The organism is Nostoc sp. CALU 1950, from assembly GCF_051172895.1.
Classification (GTDB): Bacteria; Cyanobacteriota; Cyanobacteriia; order Cyanobacteriales; family Nostocaceae; genus Nostoc; species Nostoc edaphicum_A.
Genome location: NZ_JBDNJQ010000005.1, coordinates 58499 through 83385 on the forward strand (window position 1 = coordinate 58499; position 24887 = coordinate 83385).

Below are 24887 nucleotides of genomic sequence, written 5' to 3' on the forward strand. Positions count from 1 at the left end.
TTTTTAATAAGTTAAGTGATGTTGCATTCTCCGACAACGGACTTCCAATTTTTTCGTCAACTTTTAACTATAATAACTATTATACAATAAACCACCATTTAGCAGAAAAATGTAGATATCTGCACTTAGACGTTTAATAGGCATCCCAGCTTTAAGGCAATAAACGTTTTGGCTGCAAATCTGCTTACCAACATGATGAATATACTATGATCAAATTGCACAAAACTAGCACAGCACAAAAGTGAGCTATGCGGTTTGGTAACAGATGCGCTCTCGTACCACAACTTAATAATAGCTAGACTCAATACTATAACTTTAACTTGGGGGTACTAACCACTCGTTGACAACCAGGATATCACGGCATTAGCCCACTGAATAATTAATTCCTAAGTTTTAGGGGTAGTAGGGAGTGAAGAAGGGAATAGGCTACAGGGTAAAGGTTACAGATTTATTCCCTATCACCTCTCCCCTATCACCTGTCACCTTCCCCCTAATCCCAATGCCCCATTAACAAAATTGTTATGAAGGTAAAATGTCAAGTCCTTGGTCATTGGCAGTAAACTGGATCTTTGCCCCAGGATAAACATCCATCCTTGGATGTCATCAGACCTTTTGGCAAACTCCCATTGCCCCTAAGAGACATCAAGCTATAAACGCAAACAATTATTTTATTGCGTCTTGTGTGTACTCGGAGTATAAAATACCAGAAAACTAGAGACGAAGCATGAAAGTCACCCAGGAAAAACTTCCCGCCAGCCAAATTGGCCTGGAAATAGAGATTACGCCGGAAATTACCAAGCAAACTTACGAACAGGTCATTAAAAACTTAGCGAGTACTGCCAATATTCCTGGGTTTCGTAAAGGCAAGGTACCCCGGCCGATATTACTACAACGGCTGGGTACAACTCGTATCAAGGCAGCAGCGCTGGAAGAACTAATTCAAGACGGCATTGAGAAAGCAGTTAAACAAGAAGCTATCCCGGCAATTGGTCAGCCGCAATTGCGCTCCTCCTTTGAGGATTTAATTAATAATTATGAACCTGGAAAACCCTTGACAATTTTGGCTGCGGTCGATGTAGAACCAGAAGTGAATCTCTTGCAGTACACTGATTTGCAAGCTAAGGCTGAAGAAGTCAAGTTCGATCCAGAACAAGTGGAGAACACGCTGGATAAGGAACGTCAAGAATTGGGGACATTAATTCCTGTGGAAGGACGTGCAGCCCAAATCGGTGATATTGCTGTAGTCGATTTTAAAGGTTCATTCGCCAAAGCCGAGGGTGAGGACGAAACAGCCGAACTAGAACCAATTCCCGGAGCCGAAGCAACTGATTTTCAAGTTGAGTTGCAAGAAGATAAATTTATTCCAGGCTTTATTTCTGGGATAGTAGGGATGAATCCTGAAGAAACCAGAGAAATTGCAGCACAATTCCCAGACCCCTATGCTAATGAAGATTTAGCTGGAAAAGCGGCAACTTTCACAGTGACGCTCAAAGAACTGAAGGAAAAGGAACTACCAGAAATAAATGACGATTTCGCCCAGGAAATCAGCGATTTTGAAACCTTAGAGGAATTACGCACCTCTCTGGTAGAACGATATCAAAAAGAGGCGGATGACAAAACAAAGACAAATAAGCAGGAAGCCTTGTTAACGGAACTGCTTAAGCACGTAGAAGTTGACTTACCAGCAACCTTGATTGAGCAAGAAGTAGATGCAATGCTAACGCAAACAGCAATGCGGCTGTCTCAGCAGGGATTGGATGTGAGGAAGTTGTTTACTCAAGATATTATTCCGCAATTGCGGGAGCGATCGCGCACTGAAGCAATTGAACGCATCAAGCGTTCCTTGTCTTTGCGGGAAGTCGGTAAACGCGAATCTATCGAGGTAACACCAGAAGAAATCGCAGCCAGAGTCACAGAACTTTTGGAACAGTACCCAGACGAGCAAGACGTTGATGAAGATAAACTGCGCTCAATCGTGGAAAACGAGCTGCTAAACGAAAAAATCATCGATTGGCTTTTAGAACACTCCTCAGTTGAACTTGTACCCGAAGGTTCTTTGAGTCCCGCAGAGGAAACAGAAGACGCAGAATCTGATGCTGATGGTGATGCACCTCAGACTGAAGAAGAAAACAGCGAAACTTCTACAGAAGTCACAGAAGGATAATAAAAAATCCCACAGCCATGAGTTCACCAGTTCTGAGTTAAAGTACTGGTGAAATCGGTAAGGTAAGGGAGATGAAGAAGTAGGGCAAGAAATAACCAATGCCCCATGACTCAGGGATAAAGTCAGAATAATTAAAGAATTAATGAATTTTCGGCAAATAGTGACACCTGTTATCGCCTGGGCTTGATACTGTGTTAAACGAGAGGAAATTATATGAGGCATAATGGTTAACACGTAGCTTATAAAAATCCCATTCGTCGAAAAGGCAGCATCTGCTGCTGAAACATCTGTCCTCAATTATCGTCAAAGAAAGCTTGTATGCTTGAATCGCAGTCAGGAAATTCCCCCATCAGCAACTTAAGTCGAATAAACATTAACTCCCAGTTGAGCAGCCCTAGCAACATCGTGCCGATGGTGATAGAACAATCTGGCATGGGAGAAAGGGCTTTCGACATCTACTCCCGCCTGCTGCGAGAGCGGATTATATTTTTGGGAACACCAATAGACGATGCCGTAGCCAACTCAATTGTGGCTCAGTTGTTATTCCTAGATGCCGAAGACTCAGAAAAAGACATCCAACTGTATGTTAATTCTCCTGGCGGCTCGGTCTACGCAGGGATGGCAATCTATGATACAATACAGCAAATTCGCCCTGATGTTGTTACCATCTGTTTTGGATTAGCCGCGAGCATGGGGGCATTTTTGTTGACAGCAGGGGCTGTCGGTAAGCGAATGTCTCTGCCCGACTCCCGGATTATGATTCACCAACCACTTGGTGGCGCTCAAGGTCAAGCCATTGACATTGAAATTCAAGCCAGAGAAATTCTTTACGTTAAGGCTAAGTTGAATCAGTTAATGGCTCACCATACTGGTCAACCCTTAGAAAGAATTGAAGCAGATACTGAGCGCGACTTTTTTATGTCGGCAGAAGAGGCGAAAAACTACGGTTTGATTGATCAGGTCATTTCCAGGCAAAATCTTCCCACAGCAGGGGAAAACGTCACCATTCTGAAATAAGAGGCTGGTATGTCTAAGTACGACTCCCATTTGAAATGTTCATTTTGTGGCAAGTCTCAAGAGCAGGTGCGTAAATTAATCGCGGGGCCGGGAGTCTACATCTGCGATGAATGCGTTGACTTGTGTAATGAAATACTAGACGAGGAATTACTCGATACCAATGGTGCGGCCGCACAACCAGCACCAAGAGCAGAGCCACCTCAAAAACGGCGTACCCACTCTGCTAGTATTTCGTTTAATCAAATACCCAAGCCAAGAGAGATTAAAAAGTATCTAGACGAGCACGTTATTGGTCAAGACGAAGCGAAGAAAGTACTGTCAGTAGCTGTTTACAATCACTACAAGCGGCTGGCGGTCATTCAGTCTAAAGCCAGTGGCAAAGCTGGGGCGGATGACGCAATAGAATTGCAAAAATCCAACATTTTGTTAATTGGCCCGACCGGTTGCGGCAAAACTCTCTTAGCGCAAACCCTAGCGAAAATCTTGGATGTACCCTTTGCCGTCGCCGATGCGACAACGCTGACGGAAGCAGGGTATGTGGGAGAAGATGTGGAAAATATCTTGCTGCGACTGTTGCAGGTGGCAGATTTGGATATAGAGGAAGCGCAACGAGGAATTATTTACATTGATGAAATTGACAAAGTTGCTCGTAAGAGCGAGAACACGTCAATTACCCGCGATGTTTCTGGCGAAGGCGTGCAGCAAGCTTTGCTGAAAATGTTAGAGGGAACGATCGCCAATGTACCACCCCAAGGAGGGCGCAAGCATCCCTATCAAGACTGCATCCAGATTGATACAAGTAATATTTTGTTCGTCTGTGGTGGTGCCTTCGTGGGCTTAGAAAAAATTGTAGACCAGAGAGTTGGCAAAAAAGCAATTGGTTTTGTGCAACCAGGAGAAGGCCAATCGAAGGAGAAACGAGCAGCAGATACTCTTCGCCATCTAGAACCGGATGATTTAGTCAAATTTGGCATGATTCCAGAATTTATTGGGCGTGTGCCAATGGTAGCAGTAGTAGATCCGCTAGATGAAGAAGCGCTGATGGCGATTCTTACCCAACCACGCAGCGCCTTAGTGAAGCAGTACCAAAAACTGCTGAAGATGGATAATGTCCAGTTAGATTTTAAAGCAGATGCTTTACGAGCGATCGCTCAAGAAGCTTACCGCCGTAAAACTGGTGCGAGAGCATTACGTGGTATTGTCGAAGAATTGATGTTGGATGTAATGTATGAGTTACCATCCCGTAAGGATGTGACACGCTGTACAGTTACAAGGGAAATGGTCGAGAAGCGATCGACTGCTGAACTGATAATACATCCGTCTTCACTACCGAAGCCAGAATCAGCTTAATAGTCATTAGTCATTGGTCATTAGTCATTGGTCAAAAAATAAGGAATAATAACCATATACCAGGGACTAATGACAACTGACAAAGGACAAATGACTAATGCCTTATATTAATGTTCGTGGCGTTGAGCATTACTACGAATGGGTGAAAAAACCATCCGGTTCTTTGGTCAAACCAGTGATGGTTTTCATGCATGGTTGGGCTGGTTCGGCTAGATATTGGCAAAATACTGCTGATGCTTTATCAGAGCAATTTGATTGTTTACTCTACGATATGCGGGGATTTGGCCGTTCTGGTGGGAAGCCAACCATCGCCCAAGCAAGTGAAGCTGTTGCTGAATCTGATTCCCCACAGGAAGAATCAGAGGCAATTAAAGAGCTAACCTATGAGTTAGAGGAATACGCTGATGATTTGGCAGCTTTGTTAGATGGGTTGCATCTTCAGCGTGTTTATATCAATGCTCACTCGATGGGCGCGTCTGTTGCTACTTTATTTTTTAACCGCTATCCCGAACGAGTAGAACGAGGAATTTTAACTTGTAGCGGCATTTTTGAGTACGACGAAAAATCTTTTAGTGCTTTTCATAAGTTCGGTGGCTATGTAGTGAAGTTCCGTCCCAAATGGTTAAGCAAAATTCCATTTGTTGACCGGATGTTTATGGCCAGATTTTTATATAGTTCCATACCACATTCTGAGCGGCAAGCTTTTTTGGAAGATTTTCTCGAAGCAGATTACGATGCGGCTTTAGGAACAATTTTTACTTCAGTCAGTAAGGCTCAATCTGAAGTCATGCCGCAAGAGTTTGCCAAGCTAACAGTGCCGACTCTGCTTGTGGCAGGGGAGTATGACAAAATTATTCCAGCCGAGATGGGGCGTCAAGCAGCGGCACTGAATGACAAAGTGGAATTTGTAATGATTCGTAACACAGCGCATTTCCCAATGTTGGAAGATGCTCCAACTTATCTGCAACGGGTACAAGAGTTTTTGCAAATTAACAGCCCACAACCACAAGTGGGATAACTGCTGGCGATTTTTAGACAGTTAAGTGTACCTGTGTAATACCTTGACGCATTTCATATTGTCGCTTTAACCAAGACTTTTGAATTGTTTTACGGAGCAGGGGAGCAAGTTGAATCAACAGCGATCGCAGCAGTGCATTTTTTCGCAGTAGTTCGCCTTGTTTAGCTTCCGCTAACTGGAGTTGCTGGGCGCGGATAATTTCTGGCTCACGTTCCGCTTGGATTTGCGATAGTGCGATGTCAATATCCTGGTGTCCACTTTCTTTGTAAAACAGCGGCACAAGATGATTCGCAGCGACAATTACATCACGGAATGCTAAATTAATTCCTTGAGCGCGGACAGGAGACATTGGGTGTGCAGCGTCACCTAGAAGCAGTACCCCTGGTGCGTGCCATTTGGGACAATAACCAACTACAACAGAAAGCCGAATGGGCGATTCGATGTTGTCTGCATGATTACGGAAATGCTCTGCTAGCCATGAGGGTGATAGGGAGGCAAAAATCTCTGCCCAGTTGGCTTGTTTCCAGTCAGTGTTTTCGGTTGCCGACATCACCCAAGCCAGATGCAGTTTTCCTGACTCTGCTCCGTGAAAGATGCTAAATACGCGATCGCTATTTACAATAGTACGAAACACATTATCGGCTGCAAACTCAGGGCTGGCGGCAAGTTTAAACCAGAGAATATCAATATTTTTGGGCTGGCGTACCAATTCCAATCCTATACGTTGTCGCACAAGAGAATTTCTACCATCTGCCCCAACCACTAAGTCAGCAGCAAATTCTCTTCCATCGGTAAGTAATACACCTGCTACACGTTGGTTACTCCACAGTAAATCCTTTATAGGAACACCCTGAATGAATTCAAACCCATCATTGGTTTGAGCTTCCGAAATCAGTGCTTTGAGCAATGGTGGTTGTGAAACCAGTGTACAGGGTCGGGTTGCCCCCATTGGTTCATCAACTCGAAACAACTGCTTCCCCCCGATAATAAATTCCCACGCGTCAAGTTGTCGATGGGGAATATGCTCTAACAATGCTGATAGACCCATTTGCTCTAGTGCATTTAAGCCACTGGGCATTAATCCTTCACCGCGAAATACACGATGAAAATCTCTTGCTGCTTCAATTAACGTTACAGCAATACCACGTTTTGCAAGGAGCAGTGCAAGGGTTGCACCTGTTGGACCTGCGCCCACAATTACAATCTGCACTATCCCATCCCTCCTATATCAATTGCTCTCAAAGATGTTGGTCGGATTATCTTGAGATTAACTCAAACCCAGTTCTCGTTTTAGCAAGTTAATTGAATTAGCGCCGATATAATTTTCAACCTTAATCAGCTTTGGTGGACGAATAATATCTTCATCAGATGCTTGCACGGCTGCTTGCACTGCCGCAAAACTAGCTTGATCACTTATGATTACCTCAGCCCGTTTTACCATAGCCTGAAGTTTATAGGCATCTTTTGGTTGTGAAGTCATCACCAGTAGTTCATCCCCCCGCAAACCGTGGAGAATTACTTCTGCTGCTCGTGCAATGCCGGAACTGAGGCTGACTATGCCTACACAGTTTTCTTTTGGTAGGGTTTTCAATAGGCTGAGTTCCTTGCTGTAGTCGTAGATATCCAAAGGAATTACCCGTGCAGCTTTTGGAGCTGCGATCGCTTCCACATTACTGATAAAATACCGACTTGTGACGACTGTCGCAGAGGTAGTTTTATCTAACACAGCCGTTAATTCTTCCATTGCTACCAACTGGACTGGTATTTTTAGCGATCGCTCCAATTCATATACCATCAACTCACCAGCACCCATGTCATAAGATGGAACTGCAACCAATACCCGCGCACTACAACGCAAGCGCCAGTCAATTTCCGCTAAAAATAGCTCCCTGGCTTGATTCAGTGAACATCCTTGAGAGAGCAAATCATCCAGTGCTTGCTGGACAACTTGATATGCATCAGGATTTTGTTTGAGAATTGGTGATTGCAGCCTGCTACCGCCCTCATGACCTTGGGGACGAACATAAATTCCCGAACCAGCCATACTTTCAACAAATCCGTCTTCCTCCAGTTGACGGTAAACTTTGCTAATGGTATTGCGGTGTAACCCAGTTTGCATTGCTAGCGCCCGTGTGCTTGGTAATTTGTAAGCAGGGGGATATTGCCGGGAAGCGATCGCAAACCTGATTTGATTAAACAGCTGGGTTGATGCCGGAATTTCGCTGTCTGGCTGAATACGGAATTGAATCATCACCAAACCTCCTGAATACTAAGTGCTGATGAGTGCTGTTAGCGGGGCGTTTGCCCGTGCTGAGGTTTGAGTATTAAGTGTTGCTTGTCTACTCAGCACTTTTAACTCAGCACTATTTTCGTGTCCAGATGCATTTGCTACATATTGAATATTTTATTTACATATAAAGTTTTTCTGGTAGAAATTTCTAACGCGTCCACTATTGGTAATTGATAATTTAATTGGGAATAACCTGGGCATACTGGCATAGTTATATCAAATAAACACACAGCTAATTACACAGCACTGGTAAAAATTATTATGACAGAGCAAGCAACAATTACCACAACGGTTAATCTTTTGCAAGATAATATTCAAGTGTCTGCAACTCTTGCAGAACCAAAAGAATCTGGATCTTACCCAGGAGTGGTGGTATTACAAGAGATTTTTGGTGTCAACGTTCACATTCGGGAAGTTACAGAACGGATTGCCAAACTTGGGTATGTAGCGATCGCACCTGCGCTTTTTCAACGGATTGCTCCTGGCTTTGAAACCGGATACACACCCGAAGACATTGAAACTGGCAGAAGCTACGCCATGCAGACTCAAGCATCAGAGTTATTGAGCGATATTCAATTAGCAATTGACTACCTCAAAAATCTGCCCCAAGTGAAAAAAGATGGCTTTGGCTGTATTGGCTTCTGTTTTGGTGGTCATGTCGCATATCTTGCAGCCACTTTGCCAGATATTAAAGTTACAGCTTCCTTCTACGGTGCTGGAATTACCACTCGCACACCAGGAGGCGGCGCTCCTACTGTCACCCGTACCAGAGAAATTCCAGGTACTCTATATAGCTTCTTTGGTAAAGAAGATGCTAGCATCCCAGCGGAACAAGTAGACGAGATTGAGGCAGAGTTAGAAAAATATAAAATTCCTCATCGCGTGTTTCGCTACGATGGAGCTGATCACGGATTTTTCTGTGACCATCGTGCCAGTTATAATCCTAAAGCTGCGGCCGATGCTTGGGAGCAAGTAAAACAACTCTTTAGTCAACTAAACTGAAGCATACGCAGGCAAGTTTGTCATTAGTCATTAGTCATTAGTGAATAACAAAGGACAACTGACGAATGACAAGTGACAAATGACAATCTAAACTCCAGTGGCATCATATCAAATAACAATTAATCTTCAAAAGTCATGAATTCCGAATCGAAACTTTCTCAAACAGCCAATTCGTCATTTACAATGGACGATTTTGCCAAAGCACTAGAAAAACACGACTACCAATTTCAAAAGGGACAGATTGTACATGGCAAAGTGTTCCAACTTGACCATGATGGGGCTTATGTTGATATTGGTGGCAAGTCGTCAGCTTTTCTGCCGCGCGATGAGGCTTCTTTGAGAGCAGTTACCGATTTATCGGAGGTGCTGCCATTGCAAGAGGAAATGCAGTTTTTGATTATCCGAGATCAGGATGCAGAAGGTCAAGTCACCCTTTCTCGAAAGCAGTTGGAAATTCAGCACATCTGGGAACGACTGGCCGAAATGCAGGAAAATGCTCAGACTGTGCAAGTACGGGTTATGGGTGTGAATAAAGGTGGTGTCACCGTTGATATTCTCTCCTTGCGGGGATTTATTCCGCGATCGCACCTCGCCGAACGTGATAATTTAGAAGCACTCAAAGGTCAAAATCTGACTGTGGGTTTTTTGGAAATTAATAAAAACACCAATAAACTCATTCTTTCTCAGCGTTTAGCAACTCGTTCTAGCAACTTCAGTTTATTAGAACTAGGTCAACTGGTGGAAGGCAAAGTTACCGGCATCAAACCTTTTGGTGTATTTGTCGATTTAAGTGGCATGAGTGCCTTGCTTCATATTAAGCAGGTAAGCCAAAAATTCATTGAATCTCTCGAAAAAGTATTTCAAGTTGGTCAGCCAATTAAAGCTGTAATTATTGACTTGGATGAAGGTAAAGGGCGTGTTGCTCTTTCTACCAGAGTTTTGGAAAACTTCCCTGGTGAAGTCTTAGAAAATATGGATGAAGTGATGGCTTCAGCTGAGGCGCGTGCCAATAGAGCTAATAATAAAGCATCTGAATAGTTTTAAGATGGGCTGCTTACACAAAGCATACATAGTGCGTAAGCGTAGCCCATCGTAGACACCACACCTGCGGTAAGTGGGATTAATCGGTAAATAGCGCCCACAAATTGATTAATAATCAATATTTCATGACTACCCCTACATCTTTGTAGATGTAGGGGGATTGCAAATTAGGAAAACTTTTCACAGACTTTTGTCTAGCCCCTGGCATACAATGTACACAAAAGTTCTAAAAGCCTAGCTTGATGAGACTTTCCTTGTTCCCCTACTCTACATGGTAACAAGAGAACAAAGGAAAATCGGGCTTTTCTCAACTTGTGTATTTACCAGCATAAAATGCTTGTAAAACAATAATTTCAGCCAGTTTAAGATGACTTTAGCTATGAGCCGCAGAATTTATTATGAGGCAAAATTCTGCAATATGTCTCTTGTAAAAATATTTTGTGATATGGTGATAAGCTGGCCTACTGCGAATTGAATCGTCCGAGTTTAAAACACTAGGATTTTCCGCAAAACTGTGCTTGCTTAAATTCTTTACGTGACAATGATTTATGACTATTAGTACCGAGCAGAAACTAATTCATCAGAAAATATATGCCAAAGAATTACGTTCCCTAATTCCACCTGAAGCATTTATCCCCGATCCAAGTAAATTAGTTATCTTGTTCATTAATCTAGCTATTTTGATTCTAGGTTGGATGATAGCGGCTCGGCTAGATTGTTGGTCGCCATATCTTTTATGGCTTTATCTACCTCTAACCATCGTTATGGGTAACAGCGTGGTTGTCTTACTATTTAGCACTCACGATCTGATGCATGGTAGCGTGATTCAAAACGCCCGATTATCTTATATTATTAGCTTTTTAGGGCTAACAATGTTGTGGATGCCACCAACATTGTGGAAGGCAGTTCATAATCGAGTACATCATAACCACACTAATGATTTGAGCGACCCTGATCGCAATTACTTATATGAACAGTCTGCAACCTGGGGAAAATGGATTCAGGACTTATTTGTGCCTTCTACTGAAGTCAATCCGATATGGTTCACAGTGGGCATGACTTCTGCTTGGGGAGTACATACTTTTCGCAATCTGACATCTGTGCTATTTTTCAATCATGAATCCGTCGATTATGTTCCTGCTGCATTTACAGTTAGTCTTAAAGATCGTCGGGCGATCGCAGGTGAATTATTAATGATGATCATGATTCATCTGAGTATCCTCATCTATCTCCAGTTTGAACCCATAAAGCTCATACTTGGTTACTTTTTACCAATTGCAATTGGTTATGCTGGAGTAATGTTTTATATTTATACAAATCATTTACTTTGTAGGATGACCAGCGTTAATGATCCACTGATTAATAGTATGTCTCTCCGGGTTTATAAAATATTTGACCTGTTGCATTTAAATTTTTCTCACCATACCGAACATCATATTTTTCCAGGAATGAACTCTGATTACTATTGTCTGGTTAGGGATTTGTTAGAAACTCACTATCCTGAACGCTTTAATTTATTGGATGCTGGAGAGGCTTGGTACTTGCTGCTGCAAACTCCCCGACATTATAAAGATGAAAATACTCTTACAGATTGGTCAGGAGAAAAGTCTGTTCCCTGCCCTACAAGCGACAATTAAAAAGCTGACTTTTCACGGTATATGGAAAACCTCTCTTCTATTTCTCTCTCCTAGAAGGCTAAGATGTCATTTGAACAAGCTATTGACTTGTTGAGCTAGTAAAACTAATCCCATTACCCTATCCCCCACATCTACAAAGATATGGGGGATAATTTTTACAGTATTAAGATAAATAAGGTGTGACCTATTGGTTTAGTTGGCGTGAGGATATCTTGAGCATGGCAACAAAGTATAAAAATATGCTCGTATCTTTTTGAGCATATATCGAGCATTTCAAAAACTATAAACGCTGAAATATTCAATTAAGGTATTTATATGTTTCTGGTAACTGGAGCAACGGGAGGAATTGGTCGCAGAGTTGTGCGACTCCTACGGCAACGAGAACAGTCTGTGCGGGCATTTGTCCGCCTTAACTCGCGCTACAGCGAGTTAGAACACCGGGGTGCAGAAATTTTCATTGGTGATTTGCTACACGAAAAAGATATCCAGAAAGCTAGTCGGGGTGTCCAGTATGTTATTAGCGCCCACGGTTCTGATAGCGATGCCCTATCCTTAGATTACCGCGCCAATATTGAACTTATTGACCAAGCAAAAGCCAATGGCGTCGAGCATTTTGTTTTCATTTCCGTACTGGGTGCCGATCGCGGTTATGAAGACGCTCCCGTTTTCAAAGCCAAACGAGCAGTAGAGCGATATTTGGCAGCTAGTGGCTTGAATTACACTATTTTACGCCCAGCTGGATTAGCATCTAACTTGCTGCCATTAGTAGAACGGTTTCGCGAAACAGGATTGTATCTGCTGATTGGCGATCGCAAAAACCGTACCTCAATCGTCAGTACCGATGATTTGGCAAGGATAGTAGTGGATTCTGTGACGGTTGAAGGCGCTCGCAACCAGATTTTACCCGTTGGAGGCCCGGAAATTTTATTGCGAGAAGATATTCCCCGAATTTTTGGTCGGATCTTTGCCAAAGAGCCAGTAATAATTAATTCACCATTATTTGTAATTGATGGATTACAAGGTGCATTGGGTTTATTTAATCCTCAAATCCAAAAAGCTTTAGGAACTTATCGCACATTGCTAGCAAATGAATTTTTCTGTACAAAAGATGAAATTGCCAATTTAGAAGCGATTTATAACTTTAAATTGGAGACATTAGAAAATTTTTTGCGGCGCTATTTAGCAGTTTGAATAGTCATTGGTCATTGGTCAATAGTCATTAGTGAATAACAAAGGACAAATGACAAAGGACAAATGACAAATAACGAATGACAAAGGACAAAGGACAAAGGACAAAAATATATGGTAAATGCTGCTCAAGCACGTCAGACAAAAGAGCGATTCGCGCAACCAGAGGAACAACTCACTTATGAATTAGGTAAAGCGGTACAGGAATTGCCACCCCTGTACACTAGATTATTAGCGGGAACGATGAGCGCCATTGTATTTGGAGCGATCGCTTGGGCGTACTTTTCACAAATAGATGAAGTAGCAACAGCACCAGGGGAATTAATTGCTTCCACACAGGTAAGACCGGTGACATCCTTGGGTGGAGGCTCAATTGTCGCCGTCAAAGTGCAAGAAGGCGATCGCGTTACCAAAGGTCAAATTCTGATTCAAAAAGATCCAGACTTGCAGAAAACCGATGTTTCCCGCCTAGCTAAATCTACTAGATTAATTCAAGACGATTTGCAACGTTTAGATGCAGAACGCATTGGAGGCACAACTACTGGGACGAAAGTACAAGATGAACTTTTAAACTCCCGTTTGCAAGATTACCAAGCGCGTCAAGCAGGGGCGGAAGCAGAAGCAAATCGCCAAATAGCACTTATTGATCAAGCCAAAGTCCGGTTGACTCGATTACAAGACAACTTAGTTAATGCCAAAACCAGCGTTGCAAATGCTAAAACCAACCTTGCCAACGCAGATAGCATCCGCATTAAAATTGAAAGTAATTTGGCTCTCGCCCAAGAAAGGGAAAAAAGCTTACGCACCCTAATTACTCCTGGCGCTGTACCTCGTGTCGATTACTTGGATGCCCAAGAAAGATTAACTCGTGCAAAGACAGAAATCACTAGATCACAAGATGAAGTGATTAACGCCCAAAATAGAATCACAGAGGCTCAAGATAAAGTCACATCATTAGAAAAAGATATTGCTGCCCAAGCCCAAGAAATTCGCCAAGCAGAACAAGCTTACAACGCTGCACGCAGTCAGGCCCAGCGTGTAGCATCAGAACGCCAAAGTGAAATTTTGACTCAGTTCAACAAGCGTAAAGAAGAACTGACAACTGTTCAAGGTCAATTAGAACAGGCGAGAAAACAGCAAGCATTAGAAACCATTGAGGCTCCAGTTGCGGGTACGATTTACAGAGTCAAAGCCACCAAAGGGCCAGTACAAGTGGGTGAAGAATTAGTGTCAATTTTGCCGGAAGGGGAAGAAATGCTCCTAGAAGTGAAAGTTCTCAACCGCGATATTGGGTTTATTCGTCAAGGAATGAAGGCAAAAGTGAAAATGGCAACTTTCCCCTTCCAGGAATTTGGCATTGTGGAGGGCGAAGTAATGCAAGTCAGTCCGAATGCAATTATTGATAAAGAATTAGGCTTAGTTTTTCCTACAAGAATTAAGTTAAGTAAACACACCGTAAACGTGCGGGGTCAGGAAGTAGCATTTACACCAGGGATGGCTGCTACAGGTGAAATTGTAACTCGCAAAAAGTCAATTTTAACATTCATCACTGAGCCTGTGACCCGACGGTTCAACGAGGCCTTTTCAGTTAGGTAGGTTTGTAACCTCTCCTGTTTTTATTCCAGTTCAAAGGCGATTCACAAAAGTTATGCCTGGGTTGGGCTACGCCTACGCATCCTACAACCCACACCTAAAACCTAAGAGTTTAGCAATGCTAAACTCTTACATTCATTCACAACAGATGAGTTATACCAATTTGAAAAAAGAATGCAACAAATAGACCATTTGTAGAGACGCGATGAATCGCGTCTTTACCCAAGGATGTGTTGCAATCATTAATTGAATTGGTATTAGTTAGTTGATTTTCTTAACCAATCAGTATTGAACTGAACTGCAAATCGCTACAATTTTCAAACCATACCCAAGAATTTTCTATACTGATCTATTTGTTTTTGCATTTCCTCTAGTAGTTTGCCAAAATCAAGATTATTTTCATCCTCATTGCTATCCATATTTGTGCTGCCCAGAATCTTCTCATAGTTTTGGAATTGCGACCATAATTCTGGATTGGCTAATCCGTTATTACCTGCGGTTGGTGTCAGATATTTTGCCGTTTCTGTAATTGCCTGACCAATCAGAGAACCGAGATCGGAATTATTAAAACTAGCGAGGGTTTCTGGTGTCAGATATTTTGTAGTTTCTGTAATTGCCTGACCAATCAGGAAACCGACATCAGAATTATTAAAACTAGCGAGGGTTCCTGGTGTCAGATATTTTGCCGTTTCTGTAATTGCCTGACCAATCAGAAAACCGACATCAGAATTATTAAAACTAGAAATTCTCTGTTGTGATGTGAGATAACTTGCGGTTTGTGTATAGACGCGTAGCAGGTTGTCGCCAGACATTGCCTGACTCCCTAGAGAAGCAAAATTGTAACTATTAAAACTAGAGATTGTACTTTGTGTGTTATTTCTTGATGTCTCTGCAATCACCTGACTCGCTAGAGAATTGACATTAGAAATATTAAACCTAGAACTTGTAGTTTGTGTAGTATTTCCTGCGGTTTCTGTGACAATCTGACGTACTTGGGCATCAGTTAGGTTGGGGTTAGCACTAAGCATTAGAGCAACTACACCAGCAACGTGGGGAGTAGCCATAGAAGTGCCATTATAAGTGGCATATTGATTATTCGGAACTGAGGAGTAGACCTTGACTCCTGGGGCTGTGACGTAGGAAATTTCATTCGTTCCAGAACGGTTAGAGAAGTCGGGCATATTATTATTTCTATCTACTGCCCCAACTGCAATTCCCGACTTGTATGCATAACGAGCGGGATAGTCTGGTAATGAGTCACCATCATTACCTGCTGCCATGACAACAATCACTCCTTTGCTGCTGGCATAGTTAATAGCTGACTCTAGAGTACGATTGGCAGATGCGCCTCCTAAACTGAGATTAATTACATTAGCTCCATTATCCACAGCGTAGCGAATACCCTTAGAGATGGAACTATAGGAACCAGAGCCAGAGTCATTTAAAACTTTGACGGGCATAATCTTGGCATTGTATGCAATACCAGTGACACCGTAGTTATTATTTTCTCCTGCGATCGTGCCGGAAACATGGGTGCCATGACCGTTTATGTCTAGGGTGTTGTTGTTGTTACCAGAGAAATTCCAGCCGTAATTATCATCAATATAACCATTGCCATCATCATCTATACCGTTACCTGCAATTTCGTTGGCATTTGTCCAGATATTATTCCTCAAATCCTCGTGGTTGTAGTCAACCCCAGTATCTACAACAGCAACAACAACACCTTGACCTGTGTATCCATGTGCCCAAACTTCTGGTGCTTTAACAAGGTCTGCTCCCCAATTATTGCCACCAAGATTAGGAACATCAGCAAAGGTATTCTGACCAGTAGCTCTAGCCACTGCTGCTGCCCCATTAATCAAGCCATAGCCATTGGTGGAGTTATAATTTCCAGTGCTAAAAGCATTAGCAGTAGCGTTAATGGTATTTTCGGAGTCACCGTTATTTAGCAACTGCACGTCCGCGGAAGTTGAGTTATAGCTACTACGTCCGCTGAAGTTAATGCTGTAGTCATCCTTCGTATTAAAGCTATCTAATGAGGATATTGAAGTGACGTTTAGCTGTTTATCTGGCAGCACATTGTTATTAACATCATCAATGAGCATAAGTATTTTTTCTCAAAGATAGCAATCGTTTTTTTGACAGATTCCAGCGTTAAAACCTTTACAAGAAAAAGATTTTAATTTGTGAATAAGCTCTATTGTCAATAATTACTATGTAATCTCACAACAAAATGCTAATTCTACTACTAAAAAACATAATTAATAGTAGAATTTTTCTTGGCATATTAATTGATACAATAAAAATTAAATTTGTATCAGTTTAACTATAAATTGGTGGATAAAAAACTAATTTGGCTATGCTTCTAAACTTATAATTTCTAAAGGTTTTTAACATTAGCTAATATCTGTCATACCAATAGAGTGTGTTACAAAGAAAGGCAGAGGGCAGAAGGCTTTTATGAAAGAAGTATTAATAAAAACTTTAGTTGCGGGTTATTGCCCACTAGTATAAAAAGATTTGTGTCGATAGCGCCGGCGGCAAGCGAGTCAGACGCTTTTGTGTCGCTAACGCTATGCTATCGAGCGTCGCGGAAAGTGACACAAGACATAAGAAAGCCAGTGCGGTCTTGGGATGCATCCCAAGTGGAGCATCTGGTGTCGTCCTTACTTCAATGTCAAAACTTATTTTGTCTAAAAAGACCAACAGTCTACGGAGTATAAGAACGAGGAAAGTCTTCTCAAACTAAGTTTTTAAGATTTGTGTTTACACTGTAATTTTGTAGGAGAGAGGTTTTGAACTCTCTCCATTCCCTTTTAGAGGATGTTTGATTCCACATGACGTGAAAAGTCAGATTTGGAACAGCTTATTAGAGTTTTAGCGTAGGCATTGCAGAACTTTTCGATCTACTGAATTTATTTTTTGAAGTTCCCTTAATAACAGGTGGAAAGTTTCACTTGGGTCTAAATCCCCACTTTCTACCCGATAACTGAGAACTGATTTAATAGAGGCGACTCAGTGTGTACTCAGCTATGTTAATCAATGCCTGGTGGGATTCTGAGGGTGGGAGAACTGCAAGATGTTCAATTGCTAACTTAGCATGGTGAGCAGCTAGCTCTCGCGCCTGCTGTATACCTTGACTGTCTTGAATTAATGCTAGTGCTTGCTCTAAATCACCTTCTTGAGCAAACTCTCGTTCAATCAGCACTTCCAAAGATGGTTTTTCTGCTAAAGCAAATAAAACAGGTGCAGTCAGATTACCACTTTTGAGATCCGACCCCACTGGTTTACCCAAGGTATCTGTTGTACTGGTGAAATCTAGAATGTCGTCAACAATTTGAAATGCTATACCAAAATGACGACCGTAGCTATACAGATGCTCAACAGTTTCTCGTGAGACTTCACTGAGCAATCCAGCTGCTTTAGAACTGTTGGCGATTAACGAAGCTGTTTTGTAGTAACTCTTCTCAATGTAAGTTTCAATAGAGATACCAGCATCAAAACGATTTAGTCCCTGCTGAATCTCCCCAGTAGCCAGATCCATAATGACTTCTGAGAGCAGTTTCACCACCTCCAAATTGTCCAAGTTTGCTAAATACCAGGACGATTGGGCAAAGAGAAAATCTCCTGCTAAGATGGCAATGCGGTTCCCAAACAAACTATGAACAGTGGGAACGCCTCGCCGCACGTCTGATTCATCTACCACGTCGTCATGTACCAAACTTGCTGTGTGAATCATTTCTGTAATCTCAGCTAGGCGGCGGTGACGCGATGTAATATCTTGTTCTAACATTGTTGCCCGCGATATTAACAGGACAATTGCTGGTCTGATACGCTTTCCCCCAGCTCCGAATAAATGTTCGGCTGCTGCAAACAGAATGGGGTGGCGGTTTCCAACTAGCTGTTTTAGGTTATCTGCTAGTAGTCGCAGGTCTGCTTCCACAGGGGTAAACAGGGAGGTGGCTGGGGTCATGGATGGGCGGACTCTGACTTAGGTTACGAAAGTTTACATATCCTATACTCATTTTAAGATAACCCTGTGCCAGCGCAAAGTTTTCATAAGGTAATCCCATTTTTATGAGTCTATGGGTGATAATTAAGGTTGATAATGGGTTTGTCAATAAGTAATTGTGCTTAATTTGTGAGAACTCAGATTTTAAACTAACTTAAAACATAAATTTTCAGTACATGGGAATAAATATCAGATTAAATTGTATTAAGTAGTTTCTCATCTCACCTTTACCGCCACAGTTCAAAACAAAAGTTAAGTAACATTACTTATTGACAAAAGAGATGCAATTTAAATTTTTTGCCAATGAGTAAGGCTAAATTTTTTCAGATTGAGTCATAGCTCTTCAAAAAATTTGAAATTTAGCAGCCGATTGGGCTTCAAATTCAGGGTCGTTGTGTTACGCTAAAATGTAGGAATTTTAAATTTTTCAGATATTCACACCCCAAAAGTTAAGTCAGCTACTAGTTGATTTTACTGAGTTGGTATTGTGAGTCTAAAATAAATATTCGTCGGTAAGATTAAGGGAATAAATTCTTTAATTTTTCCTACGGTACGCGAAACTCCTGGTTTGGAGCTATGTGATATCCCTATGGGAAGCTGCTACACGTCTTCAGCGCACGTTGAGCGCAAGCATTGCTCTTTTCACAGCAGTTTTAGCAGCAATAAAGCAGATCAAGTAGACCGCTGAGAATCGTAGTTTTAGATTGCTAAACGGCAAGCTAACTGCTGTGGGATCTATGGTCTGCAAGAAGTCGCATCAGACAATAAATTCTTTGTCCGTAGAGAATTTTATCTCTATAGGTAATTTTACCATAGGAAACTACAGCCATCAAGAATGCACTTGATTGGCTGAGGTTCTACTAATTTATGGAATTTTATATTCGTTTAGAAGGGTGCTAGTAGAACAATGATTTACGGAAGTATACCTATGATGATTTTTATTTTAGCGTCTGGATATTTGTTCACAGTCTACCTGTTATTAGCACTGGCGAAGCGAACGGGTACAAAGACTGTTCCTACAAGTTTCCCTTCATCTGCTAAGGGAAAACACAAGCAGGAGATATCAGTTAATAGTCAATAGTCATTTGTCCTTCGTCCTTGGTCATTTGTTTTGATTAAAAGATTAAGGACTAAGGACAAATTAGTTTTATTGGAGTTTGGAAATAGCGGTATCAGTGAAGCAAACCTCTTCAACCATTGGGGTATAGCCTAGCCACTGCACTCCTGACTGGGAAAACTGTTGCGGACAACCGCTGACGGCGAAGCGAGTTGGTAGTGGTAAGTGAGTATTTTTTAAGCCTAGTAAGTCTAGCTCTTGGGCACAAGCTGCCACAACATGAACAGCTGGATCAACTAACTGGACTTGAGAGGGGAGGAGCGATCGCAGTACTGGTGTAAGGTGGGGATAATGGGTACAGCCGTGGACTAAGGTATCAATTTCCTGCTCCAATAAAGGCTCTAAGTAGGCTCGTGCTACTTCCGCAGTGTAAGGGTCGTGAATGCGATTTTGCTCAATCAGTGGTACAAACTCTGGACATCCAACTTGCCAGACTTGGACATCAGGAGCAATTTCGAGTATGGCGTGCTTATAAGCATTACTCTTAGCTGTGGCTGGAGTAGCAATTACACCAATCCGCTTTCCTAGCTGCACCGCCGCTCTTGCACCCGGTAAAATTACTCCCAAAATGGGTATGCTGAATTCTTGACGCACGGTTTCTAAAGCTAGAGCAGAACTGGTGTTGCAAGCCATAATCACCATTTTTACCTGCTGCTGTTGTAGCCAGGTAATAATTTCACGCGTAAATCGTAAAATTTCTGCTTGTGAACGAATTCCGTAAGGAAGTCTAGCTGTATCCCCAAAATAAATAATTGATTCATTGGGGAGTTGCCGATATAGTTGTCGCAATACCGTTAGCCCACCCACACCACTATCAAAGATGCCAATTGGGGCACGTTGGGGTTCTTGATCAGAAAAATCGTCAAGATTCCCTTCAAAAATGGAAGATGAATACACAGGCAGATATAAATTTAGGATTTGGGATTTAAAATACAGAATTTAGCAGACAATCTCCAAATTGACCACTAAATTCTGCAAATAAAAGAAGTTTAAATACCACCTCTTTAATTAGTAATTTGTACTATATTACCTCTGCTTTAAGTATTTGAGGATGCCACTAGCGATCGCTTCTGCCATCCGATTTTGATACTCTGGTGTTCCCAATCTGGGGTTATCCTCGTAACCACTCATGTAGCCTGTTTCCACTAAAATCGAAGGCATGGAGCTTTTCCTGAGAACGTAGAATCTAGCTTTGCGGGTTCCTCGGTCTTTGATAGTACCGATGTTCTGGAGAATAGAATTGCGAACTGCTTCAGCCAGAGCATAACCACTTTCGTAATAATAGACTTCTAACCCATTCACACTTGGACGACCATCAACCGAGTTAGCGTGAATGCTGACAAACAAAGTCGCGTTAACTCGCTCGGCGATATTTACCCGTCCCTGAAGTTCTACGAAAAAGTCAGCATCCCGCGTGAGTATCGCTTGTACACCATTTTGCTCTAAAATTGCTGCTACCCTTCTACCAATGGGTAAGACTACATCCTTTTCTAAGAGTTCACCCAGACCAGGGGCACCTGAGTCTTTGCCACCATGTCCTGGGTCAATCACTACTAGCAATTTTCCTCTGGGAACCGAGGGGCGTGGCTGAGAAGTGGGACGGGGATTATCTGTGGGGTTTGGGAATTGACCTTGGTTTGACGATGGTAGGGGAGGTAAAGTAATGGGCGGTGTGATACTACTACTAGAGCGTTGTAATTGTAGAGCTAAAAGCTGATCGCTAACTTGGTTGAGTTCTCCAATTTGCACTCCGGCTGCTGGTTGAACTAAGATCGTGACAGTATTAGATTCTTGTGGTTGCAGGCGGACTCGCAGAATAGGACTATTAGCATTAAAAGTTGGGCCTGTAACTTTGGGAGCTAACCGAGCATTGTTGATGGAAATGCGATACAGACCAGAAGTTCTATCCCAGCCGGCTATAGCAGATAAAGCTTGGTCGGCTCTAATCAACAGTTGTGTACCATTATTAGCCAGTTCCACAGACTGAATGGTAGCAGGTAAGGTGTTAGAAGGTGCTACGGGGCGTGGAATGCTACTTCCAGGCACTTGAGCAACGCCACGACTAGGCAGAACTATAAAACCACCAACACTGCTAGTAGTTGCTCGCCAATTAGGACTATTTTCGCCTACCTCTAAAGTCAAGCGGACAACAGATGGACTTGTTTGTAGTTGACTGAACTGAATGCGGCTGACACCATAGCGATTAATTGACAAATCGCGTTGCTCTAGACTTGGTGATAAAATTGCGCCAGCAATGTCAATGTTGATTGCCTTCTGATCATTACTACGATTTACCTGAATCTGAGGATTACCACCATTGGTGCGGATGAAAAAGCCATCACCTGTGACTTGTAAGTTCTCAATTTCAGTAACCCTGGCGGCAACCATTCCGTTTCTAGGTGAATTGACAGAGCCGGTTGTCACCACATTGTAAATATTTCTTGGGGAGAAATTTGGTGTAGATGTTCTTGGTGAAGTGTCTGTGGCTATAACTTCTTCTTGTTGCCCCTCAGTATTTCTTGAGGGTACATTTTCGGCTTCTGGTGTAGGTAATTGCACTGTCCAGCGATCGCCAGTTGTGCCCACAAATTGTACTTTTTTGGGGTCTAAAGTGTAACCAGGGCTGATTTCAACGACTATACGCGTTGTCTCTGTATCAAACTGCCCAATACGAATCGAGCGAATTCCACCGCCCACTTGTTGGGTTTGCTGCGGACGCCCAAATGTGGTTCCTGGCAAATCAATTACTAGCCGAGTCGGGTTAAAAATTAATTGTGCTTGGGGTTGAACATCCCCTAAAGTATTAATTTCCAGCTTGTTTTGATTGGCATCAAAACGCCAAGATTCAAGTCTCGCGGCCATTGCCGGCGACGACAGCATGAAGATAGTTCCAATAGTACTGGATAGTAACCAGCGTAATTTCACAGTCTTTTCTCCTGATTCACATTCATGGGAGCCGTCAACATCTCAACATATTGGCAAATCCTCACACCGTCACCACGCACACTTGAGTTTTGCGCTGTTATTAAGACACAGCTAATGGCGTAAAATATAGCACGCTCCTCTGGTTTTGCCATGCCATTAGCCGATATAAATTTGACTGCCTATTTTAGGTTCATACCGGACTAACGTCCTGCTATGCGCTTTCACCCCTTGTGGGTGACACCAATCTAAAATCCAAAATCTGTTGACTTACAAAGCATCAGATGACAATAACAAAGAAACTACTCTTGTCCCGCCGCAAGAATACTTAAATTGTTTTACTACTAAATTGGATAAAAATGGTAAAGATTAGATGTATTTACTCAATAATTTCGACTAAATTACTTATCTTCTCTTGAGATACTGAAGAATGCCACGAGCGATCGCATCTGCCATTTGATTTTGGTAAGCCAAGCTTCTGAGTTTAGCGTTATCATCTCGACCGGTCAAATAACCTGTTTCTACGAGAATAGAAGGCATAGAACTTTTTCTGAGGACAAAAAATCTAGCTCGCCGCACTCCCCTGTCTCTGACATTTATACTTTGGAGAATACTGCTATGGACACTGCGAGCTAGACCCAAACCACTGTCGTAATAATATGTTTCCAGTCCACTGACATCCGAACGACCTGGGCCAACTGCATTAGCGTGGATGCTAACAAACACATCAGCATTAGCTCGCTCTGCTAATTGCACCCGTCCTGGAAGGGTAACAAAATAGTCAGAATCCCGCGTCATAACTACTTGTACGCCATTTTGCTGCAAGACCTGAGCTATTCTTTTGCTAATAGGTAAAATAACATCCTTTTCGCGTAGTCCCCCAAGACCTACTGCACCAGGGTCTTTACCACCATGTCCTGGGTCAATGAGGACTACCACTCGTCCATTGGTAACTCGGCGCTGTGGTTGTGTTGGGGGTTGGGGATTTGGATTGTTTGGGTCTGGGAATGGCCCCCGGTTTGGCGGTGGTAGCGGAGGTAAAGCAAAAGGAGGTCTTCTGGGGGGGATTGTAACAATTCGACGAGAGCCTTGTATTGGTAGAGCTAAAAGCTGGTCGCCGATTTGCTGGGGTTGTCCAAGTTGTACTCCGCTTGCTGGTTGAACTAAGACAACGACTGTGTTGGGTTCTTGTGGTTGCAGGCGTACCCGAAGAATGGGGCTATTAGGAGCAAAAGTAGGGCCTGTAACTCTGGGAGCTAACTTGGCATTGGGAATTGTGACGCGGAACAGACCAGAAGTTCTATCCCAGGCTCCTGTAGCAGATACAGTTTGGTCAGCTCTAATTAGCAGTTGTGTGCCATTATCAGCCAGTTGTACAGACTCAATTGTTGCTGGGGAGTTGTTAGCAGATAGTCTGCTAGGTAAGGAAGGTGGTTGTGACTGATTGTTTGAATTACTACTTCCAGGTAATCTGACAACGCGACTAGGTAGAACTACCAAACCACCACCGTTACTATTACTTGCTCGCCAGTCTGGGCTATTTTTATCTACCCGCAAAGTCAGGCGAACGCCAGGAGGTTGGGTTTGTAGTCGGGTGAATTCGACGCGGCTAACACCATGCTTGTTCACCGATATATTATTTTGCTGCGCCAGACGTGGTGATAAAGATGCGCCAGAGATATCCATGAAGATGGTAGCGCGATCGCGACTGCGAATTATCTGAATCGGAGGATTACTACCACTGGTGCGGATGAACAACCCATCACCTGTTACTTGTAAGCTCTCAATTTGAGTCGCCCCTCGTGTAGTTGTGGCAACTCTGGAAATACTAGGTTGCGGCTCAGAGTCTGGGGTAACAACAGTGTAAGCACTTCTGGGAGATGAGGTCGGAGATAAGGTGGGAGATAAAGCTACTCTCTCGATTTCTGGCTTAGGTAATTGCACCGTCCAGCGATCGCCAGTTGTACCCACAAATTGCACTCGTTTGGGGTCTAAAGTATAACCAGGAGTTAGTTCGACAACTATGCGTGTTGTTTCTGTATCAAACTGCCCAACACGTATTGAGCGAATTCCACCACCCACCTGTTGGGTTAACTGCGGACGCCCAAATGTGGTTCCTGGCAAATCAATTACTAGCCGAGTCGGGTTGAAAATTAGTTGTGCCTGGGGTTGAACTGCTCCCACAGTATTAATTTCCAGCCTGTTTTGATTGGCATCAAAGCGCCAAGATTCAAGTCTCGCAGCCATTGCTGGCGACGACAGCATGAAGATAGTTCCAATAGTGCTGGGTAGTAACCAGTGTAATTTCACAGTCCTTTCTCCTAATTCACGTTCATGGGAGCCGTCAATATCTCAACTCATTGGTAAATCATCACATCGTCACCACCTAAACTTGACCTATGATGCCTTATTTTGATTTTTAAGCTGCTACTAGAGGGCTTTTCAAGTAATAGAACTACAGCACTCCCTACCTCCGTCTCAGTTGTGGTCTAAATAACTGAAAACTTCTGTAAGACCACTTAAAATCAGTTAT

At 42.7% G+C, this 24887-nt stretch carries 17 protein-coding genes; 9 read left to right on the forward strand and 8 right to left on the reverse strand.

Going from position 1 to position 24887, the window contains the following annotated elements:
• The first annotated feature begins 724 nt into the window (after positions 1-724).
• From tig to ABF638_RS02820, 4 genes are all read left to right on the forward strand, one after another.
• Entirely contained in the window at positions 725-2164 is a 1440-nt protein-coding gene (gene tig, locus ABF638_RS02805) for a trigger factor (RefSeq protein WP_435020067.1), read from the forward strand.
• A 318-nt stretch (positions 2165-2482) separates the two neighbouring features.
• Positions 2483-3181 (forward strand): ATP-dependent Clp endopeptidase proteolytic subunit ClpP, encoded by a 699-nt coding sequence (gene clpP, locus ABF638_RS02810; protein WP_435020069.1) that lies wholly within the window; start codon positions 2483-2485, stop codon positions 3179-3181.
• A gap of 9 nt (positions 3182-3190) precedes the next feature.
• Entirely contained in the window at positions 3191-4531 is a 1341-nt protein-coding gene (gene clpX / locus ABF638_RS02815) for an ATP-dependent protease ATP-binding subunit ClpX (RefSeq protein ID WP_181927898.1), read from the forward strand.
• Between the two features lie 97 nt (positions 4532-4628).
• Positions 4629-5549 carry an alpha/beta fold hydrolase gene (locus ABF638_RS02820; protein WP_435020072.1) on the forward strand — a complete coding sequence of 307 codons (921 nt, stop codon included), beginning with the start codon at positions 4629-4631 and terminating at the stop codon, positions 5547-5549.
• A gap of 13 nt (positions 5550-5562) precedes the next feature.
• Here ABF638_RS02820 and ABF638_RS02825 read toward each other — a convergent pair whose 3' ends face one another.
• On the reverse strand, positions 5563-6762 hold the full coding sequence (locus tag ABF638_RS02825; RefSeq protein ID WP_435020161.1) for an FAD-dependent oxidoreductase: 1200 nt from the start codon (positions 6760-6762) through the stop codon (positions 5563-5565).
• A gap of 54 nt (positions 6763-6816) precedes the next feature.
• Entirely contained in the window at positions 6817-7800 is a 984-nt protein-coding gene (locus ABF638_RS02830) for a GntR family transcriptional regulator (protein ID WP_435020074.1), read from the reverse strand.
• Between the two features lie 300 nt (positions 7801-8100).
• On the opposite strand from ABF638_RS02830, the gene ABF638_RS02835 reads away from it, so the two are divergent.
• From ABF638_RS02835 to ABF638_RS02855, 5 genes are all read left to right on the forward strand, one after another.
• Positions 8101-8841 carry a dienelactone hydrolase family protein gene (locus ABF638_RS02835; protein ID WP_435020076.1) on the forward strand — a complete coding sequence of 247 codons (741 nt, stop codon included), beginning with the start codon at positions 8101-8103 and terminating at the stop codon, positions 8839-8841.
• 135 nt (positions 8842-8976) lie between these two features.
• Positions 8977-9879 carry a S1 RNA-binding domain-containing protein gene (locus tag ABF638_RS02840; RefSeq protein ID WP_069071406.1) on the forward strand — a complete coding sequence of 301 codons (903 nt, stop codon included), beginning with the start codon at positions 8977-8979 and terminating at the stop codon, positions 9877-9879.
• Positions 9880-10430: 551 nt separating this feature from the next.
• Complete coding sequence (locus tag ABF638_RS02845; protein ID WP_435020079.1) at positions 10431-11519, forward strand: fatty acid desaturase family protein; 1089 nt, start codon at positions 10431-10433, stop codon at positions 11517-11519.
• 315 nt (positions 11520-11834) lie between these two features.
• Positions 11835-12710, forward strand: a complete 876-nt coding sequence (locus ABF638_RS02850) for an SDR family oxidoreductase (RefSeq protein WP_435020081.1) — start codon at positions 11835-11837, stop codon at positions 12708-12710.
• A gap of 111 nt (positions 12711-12821) precedes the next feature.
• Positions 12822-14303, forward strand: coding sequence for an HlyD family efflux transporter periplasmic adaptor subunit (locus ABF638_RS02855; protein ID WP_435020083.1), 1482 nt, complete (start codon positions 12822-12824; stop codon positions 14301-14303).
• Positions 14304-14617: 314 nt separating this feature from the next.
• Here the strand turns inward: ABF638_RS02855 and ABF638_RS02860 are convergent, their stop codons facing one another.
• The 6 genes from ABF638_RS02860 to ABF638_RS02885 all read right to left on the reverse strand — a co-directional run bounded on the left by ABF638_RS02860 (position 14618) and on the right by ABF638_RS02885 (position 24664).
• Complete coding sequence (locus tag ABF638_RS02860) at positions 14618-16408, reverse strand: S8 family serine peptidase (protein ID WP_435020085.1); 1791 nt, start codon at positions 16406-16408, stop codon at positions 14618-14620.
• 896 nt (positions 16409-17304) lie between these two features.
• Positions 17305-18276 (reverse strand): solanesyl diphosphate synthase, encoded by a 972-nt coding sequence (sds, locus tag ABF638_RS02865; RefSeq protein ID WP_435020087.1) that lies wholly within the window; start codon positions 18274-18276, stop codon positions 17305-17307.
• A gap of 1186 nt (positions 18277-19462) precedes the next feature.
• Positions 19463-20329, reverse strand: coding sequence for a glutamate racemase (gene murI, locus ABF638_RS02870; protein WP_069071400.1), 867 nt, complete (start codon positions 20327-20329; stop codon positions 19463-19465).
• Positions 20330-20458: 129 nt separating this feature from the next.
• Positions 20459-22357 (reverse strand): N-acetylmuramoyl-L-alanine amidase, encoded by a 1899-nt coding sequence (locus ABF638_RS02875; protein ID WP_435020089.1) that lies wholly within the window; start codon positions 22355-22357, stop codon positions 20459-20461.
• On the reverse strand, positions 22354-22509 hold the full coding sequence (locus ABF638_RS02880) for a hypothetical protein (RefSeq protein ID WP_435020091.1): 156 nt from the start codon (positions 22507-22509) through the stop codon (positions 22354-22356). The genes ABF638_RS02875 and ABF638_RS02880 overlap by 4 nt, the downstream gene beginning before the upstream one ends.
• 250 nt (positions 22510-22759) lie before the next feature.
• Entirely contained in the window at positions 22760-24664 is a 1905-nt protein-coding gene (locus ABF638_RS02885; RefSeq protein ID WP_435020093.1) for an N-acetylmuramoyl-L-alanine amidase, read from the reverse strand.
• Positions 24665-24887: the final 223 nt, after the last annotated feature.

Bases quoted from the DNA above. Each gene is read 5' to 3' on its own strand.
- clpP (WP_435020069.1), top strand. From the start codon at position 2,483: ATGCTTGAATCGCAGTCAGGAAATTCCCCCATCAGCAACTTAAGTCGA.
- ABF638_RS02820 (WP_435020072.1), top strand. From the start codon at position 4,629: ATGCCTTATATTAATGTTCGTGGCGTTGAGCATTACTACGAATGGGTG.
- clpX (WP_181927898.1), top strand. From the start codon at position 3,191: ATGTCTAAGTACGACTCCCATTTGAAATGTTCATTTTGTGGCAAGTCT.
- ABF638_RS02830 (WP_435020074.1), bottom strand. From the start codon at position 7,800: ATGATTCAATTCCGTATTCAGCCAGACAGCGAAATTCCGGCATCAACC.
- tig (WP_435020067.1), top strand. From the start codon at position 725: ATGAAAGTCACCCAGGAAAAACTTCCCGCCAGCCAAATTGGCCTGGAA.
- ABF638_RS02845 (WP_435020079.1), top strand. From the start codon at position 10,431: ATGACTATTAGTACCGAGCAGAAACTAATTCATCAGAAAATATATGCC.
- ABF638_RS02880 (WP_435020091.1), bottom strand. From the start codon at position 22,509: ATGGCAAAACCAGAGGAGCGTGCTATATTTTACGCCATTAGCTGTGTC.
- ABF638_RS02850 (WP_435020081.1), top strand. From the start codon at position 11,835: ATGTTTCTGGTAACTGGAGCAACGGGAGGAATTGGTCGCAGAGTTGTG.
- ABF638_RS02855 (WP_435020083.1), top strand. From the start codon at position 12,822: ATGGTAAATGCTGCTCAAGCACGTCAGACAAAAGAGCGATTCGCGCAA.
- ABF638_RS02840 (WP_069071406.1), top strand. From the start codon at position 8,977: ATGAATTCCGAATCGAAACTTTCTCAAACAGCCAATTCGTCATTTACA.
- sds (WP_435020087.1), bottom strand. From the start codon at position 18,276: ATGACCCCAGCCACCTCCCTGTTTACCCCTGTGGAAGCAGACCTGCGA.
- ABF638_RS02835 (WP_435020076.1), top strand. From the start codon at position 8,101: ATGACAGAGCAAGCAACAATTACCACAACGGTTAATCTTTTGCAAGAT.
- ABF638_RS02860 (WP_435020085.1), bottom strand. From the start codon at position 16,408: ATGCTCATTGATGATGTTAATAACAATGTGCTGCCAGATAAACAGCTA.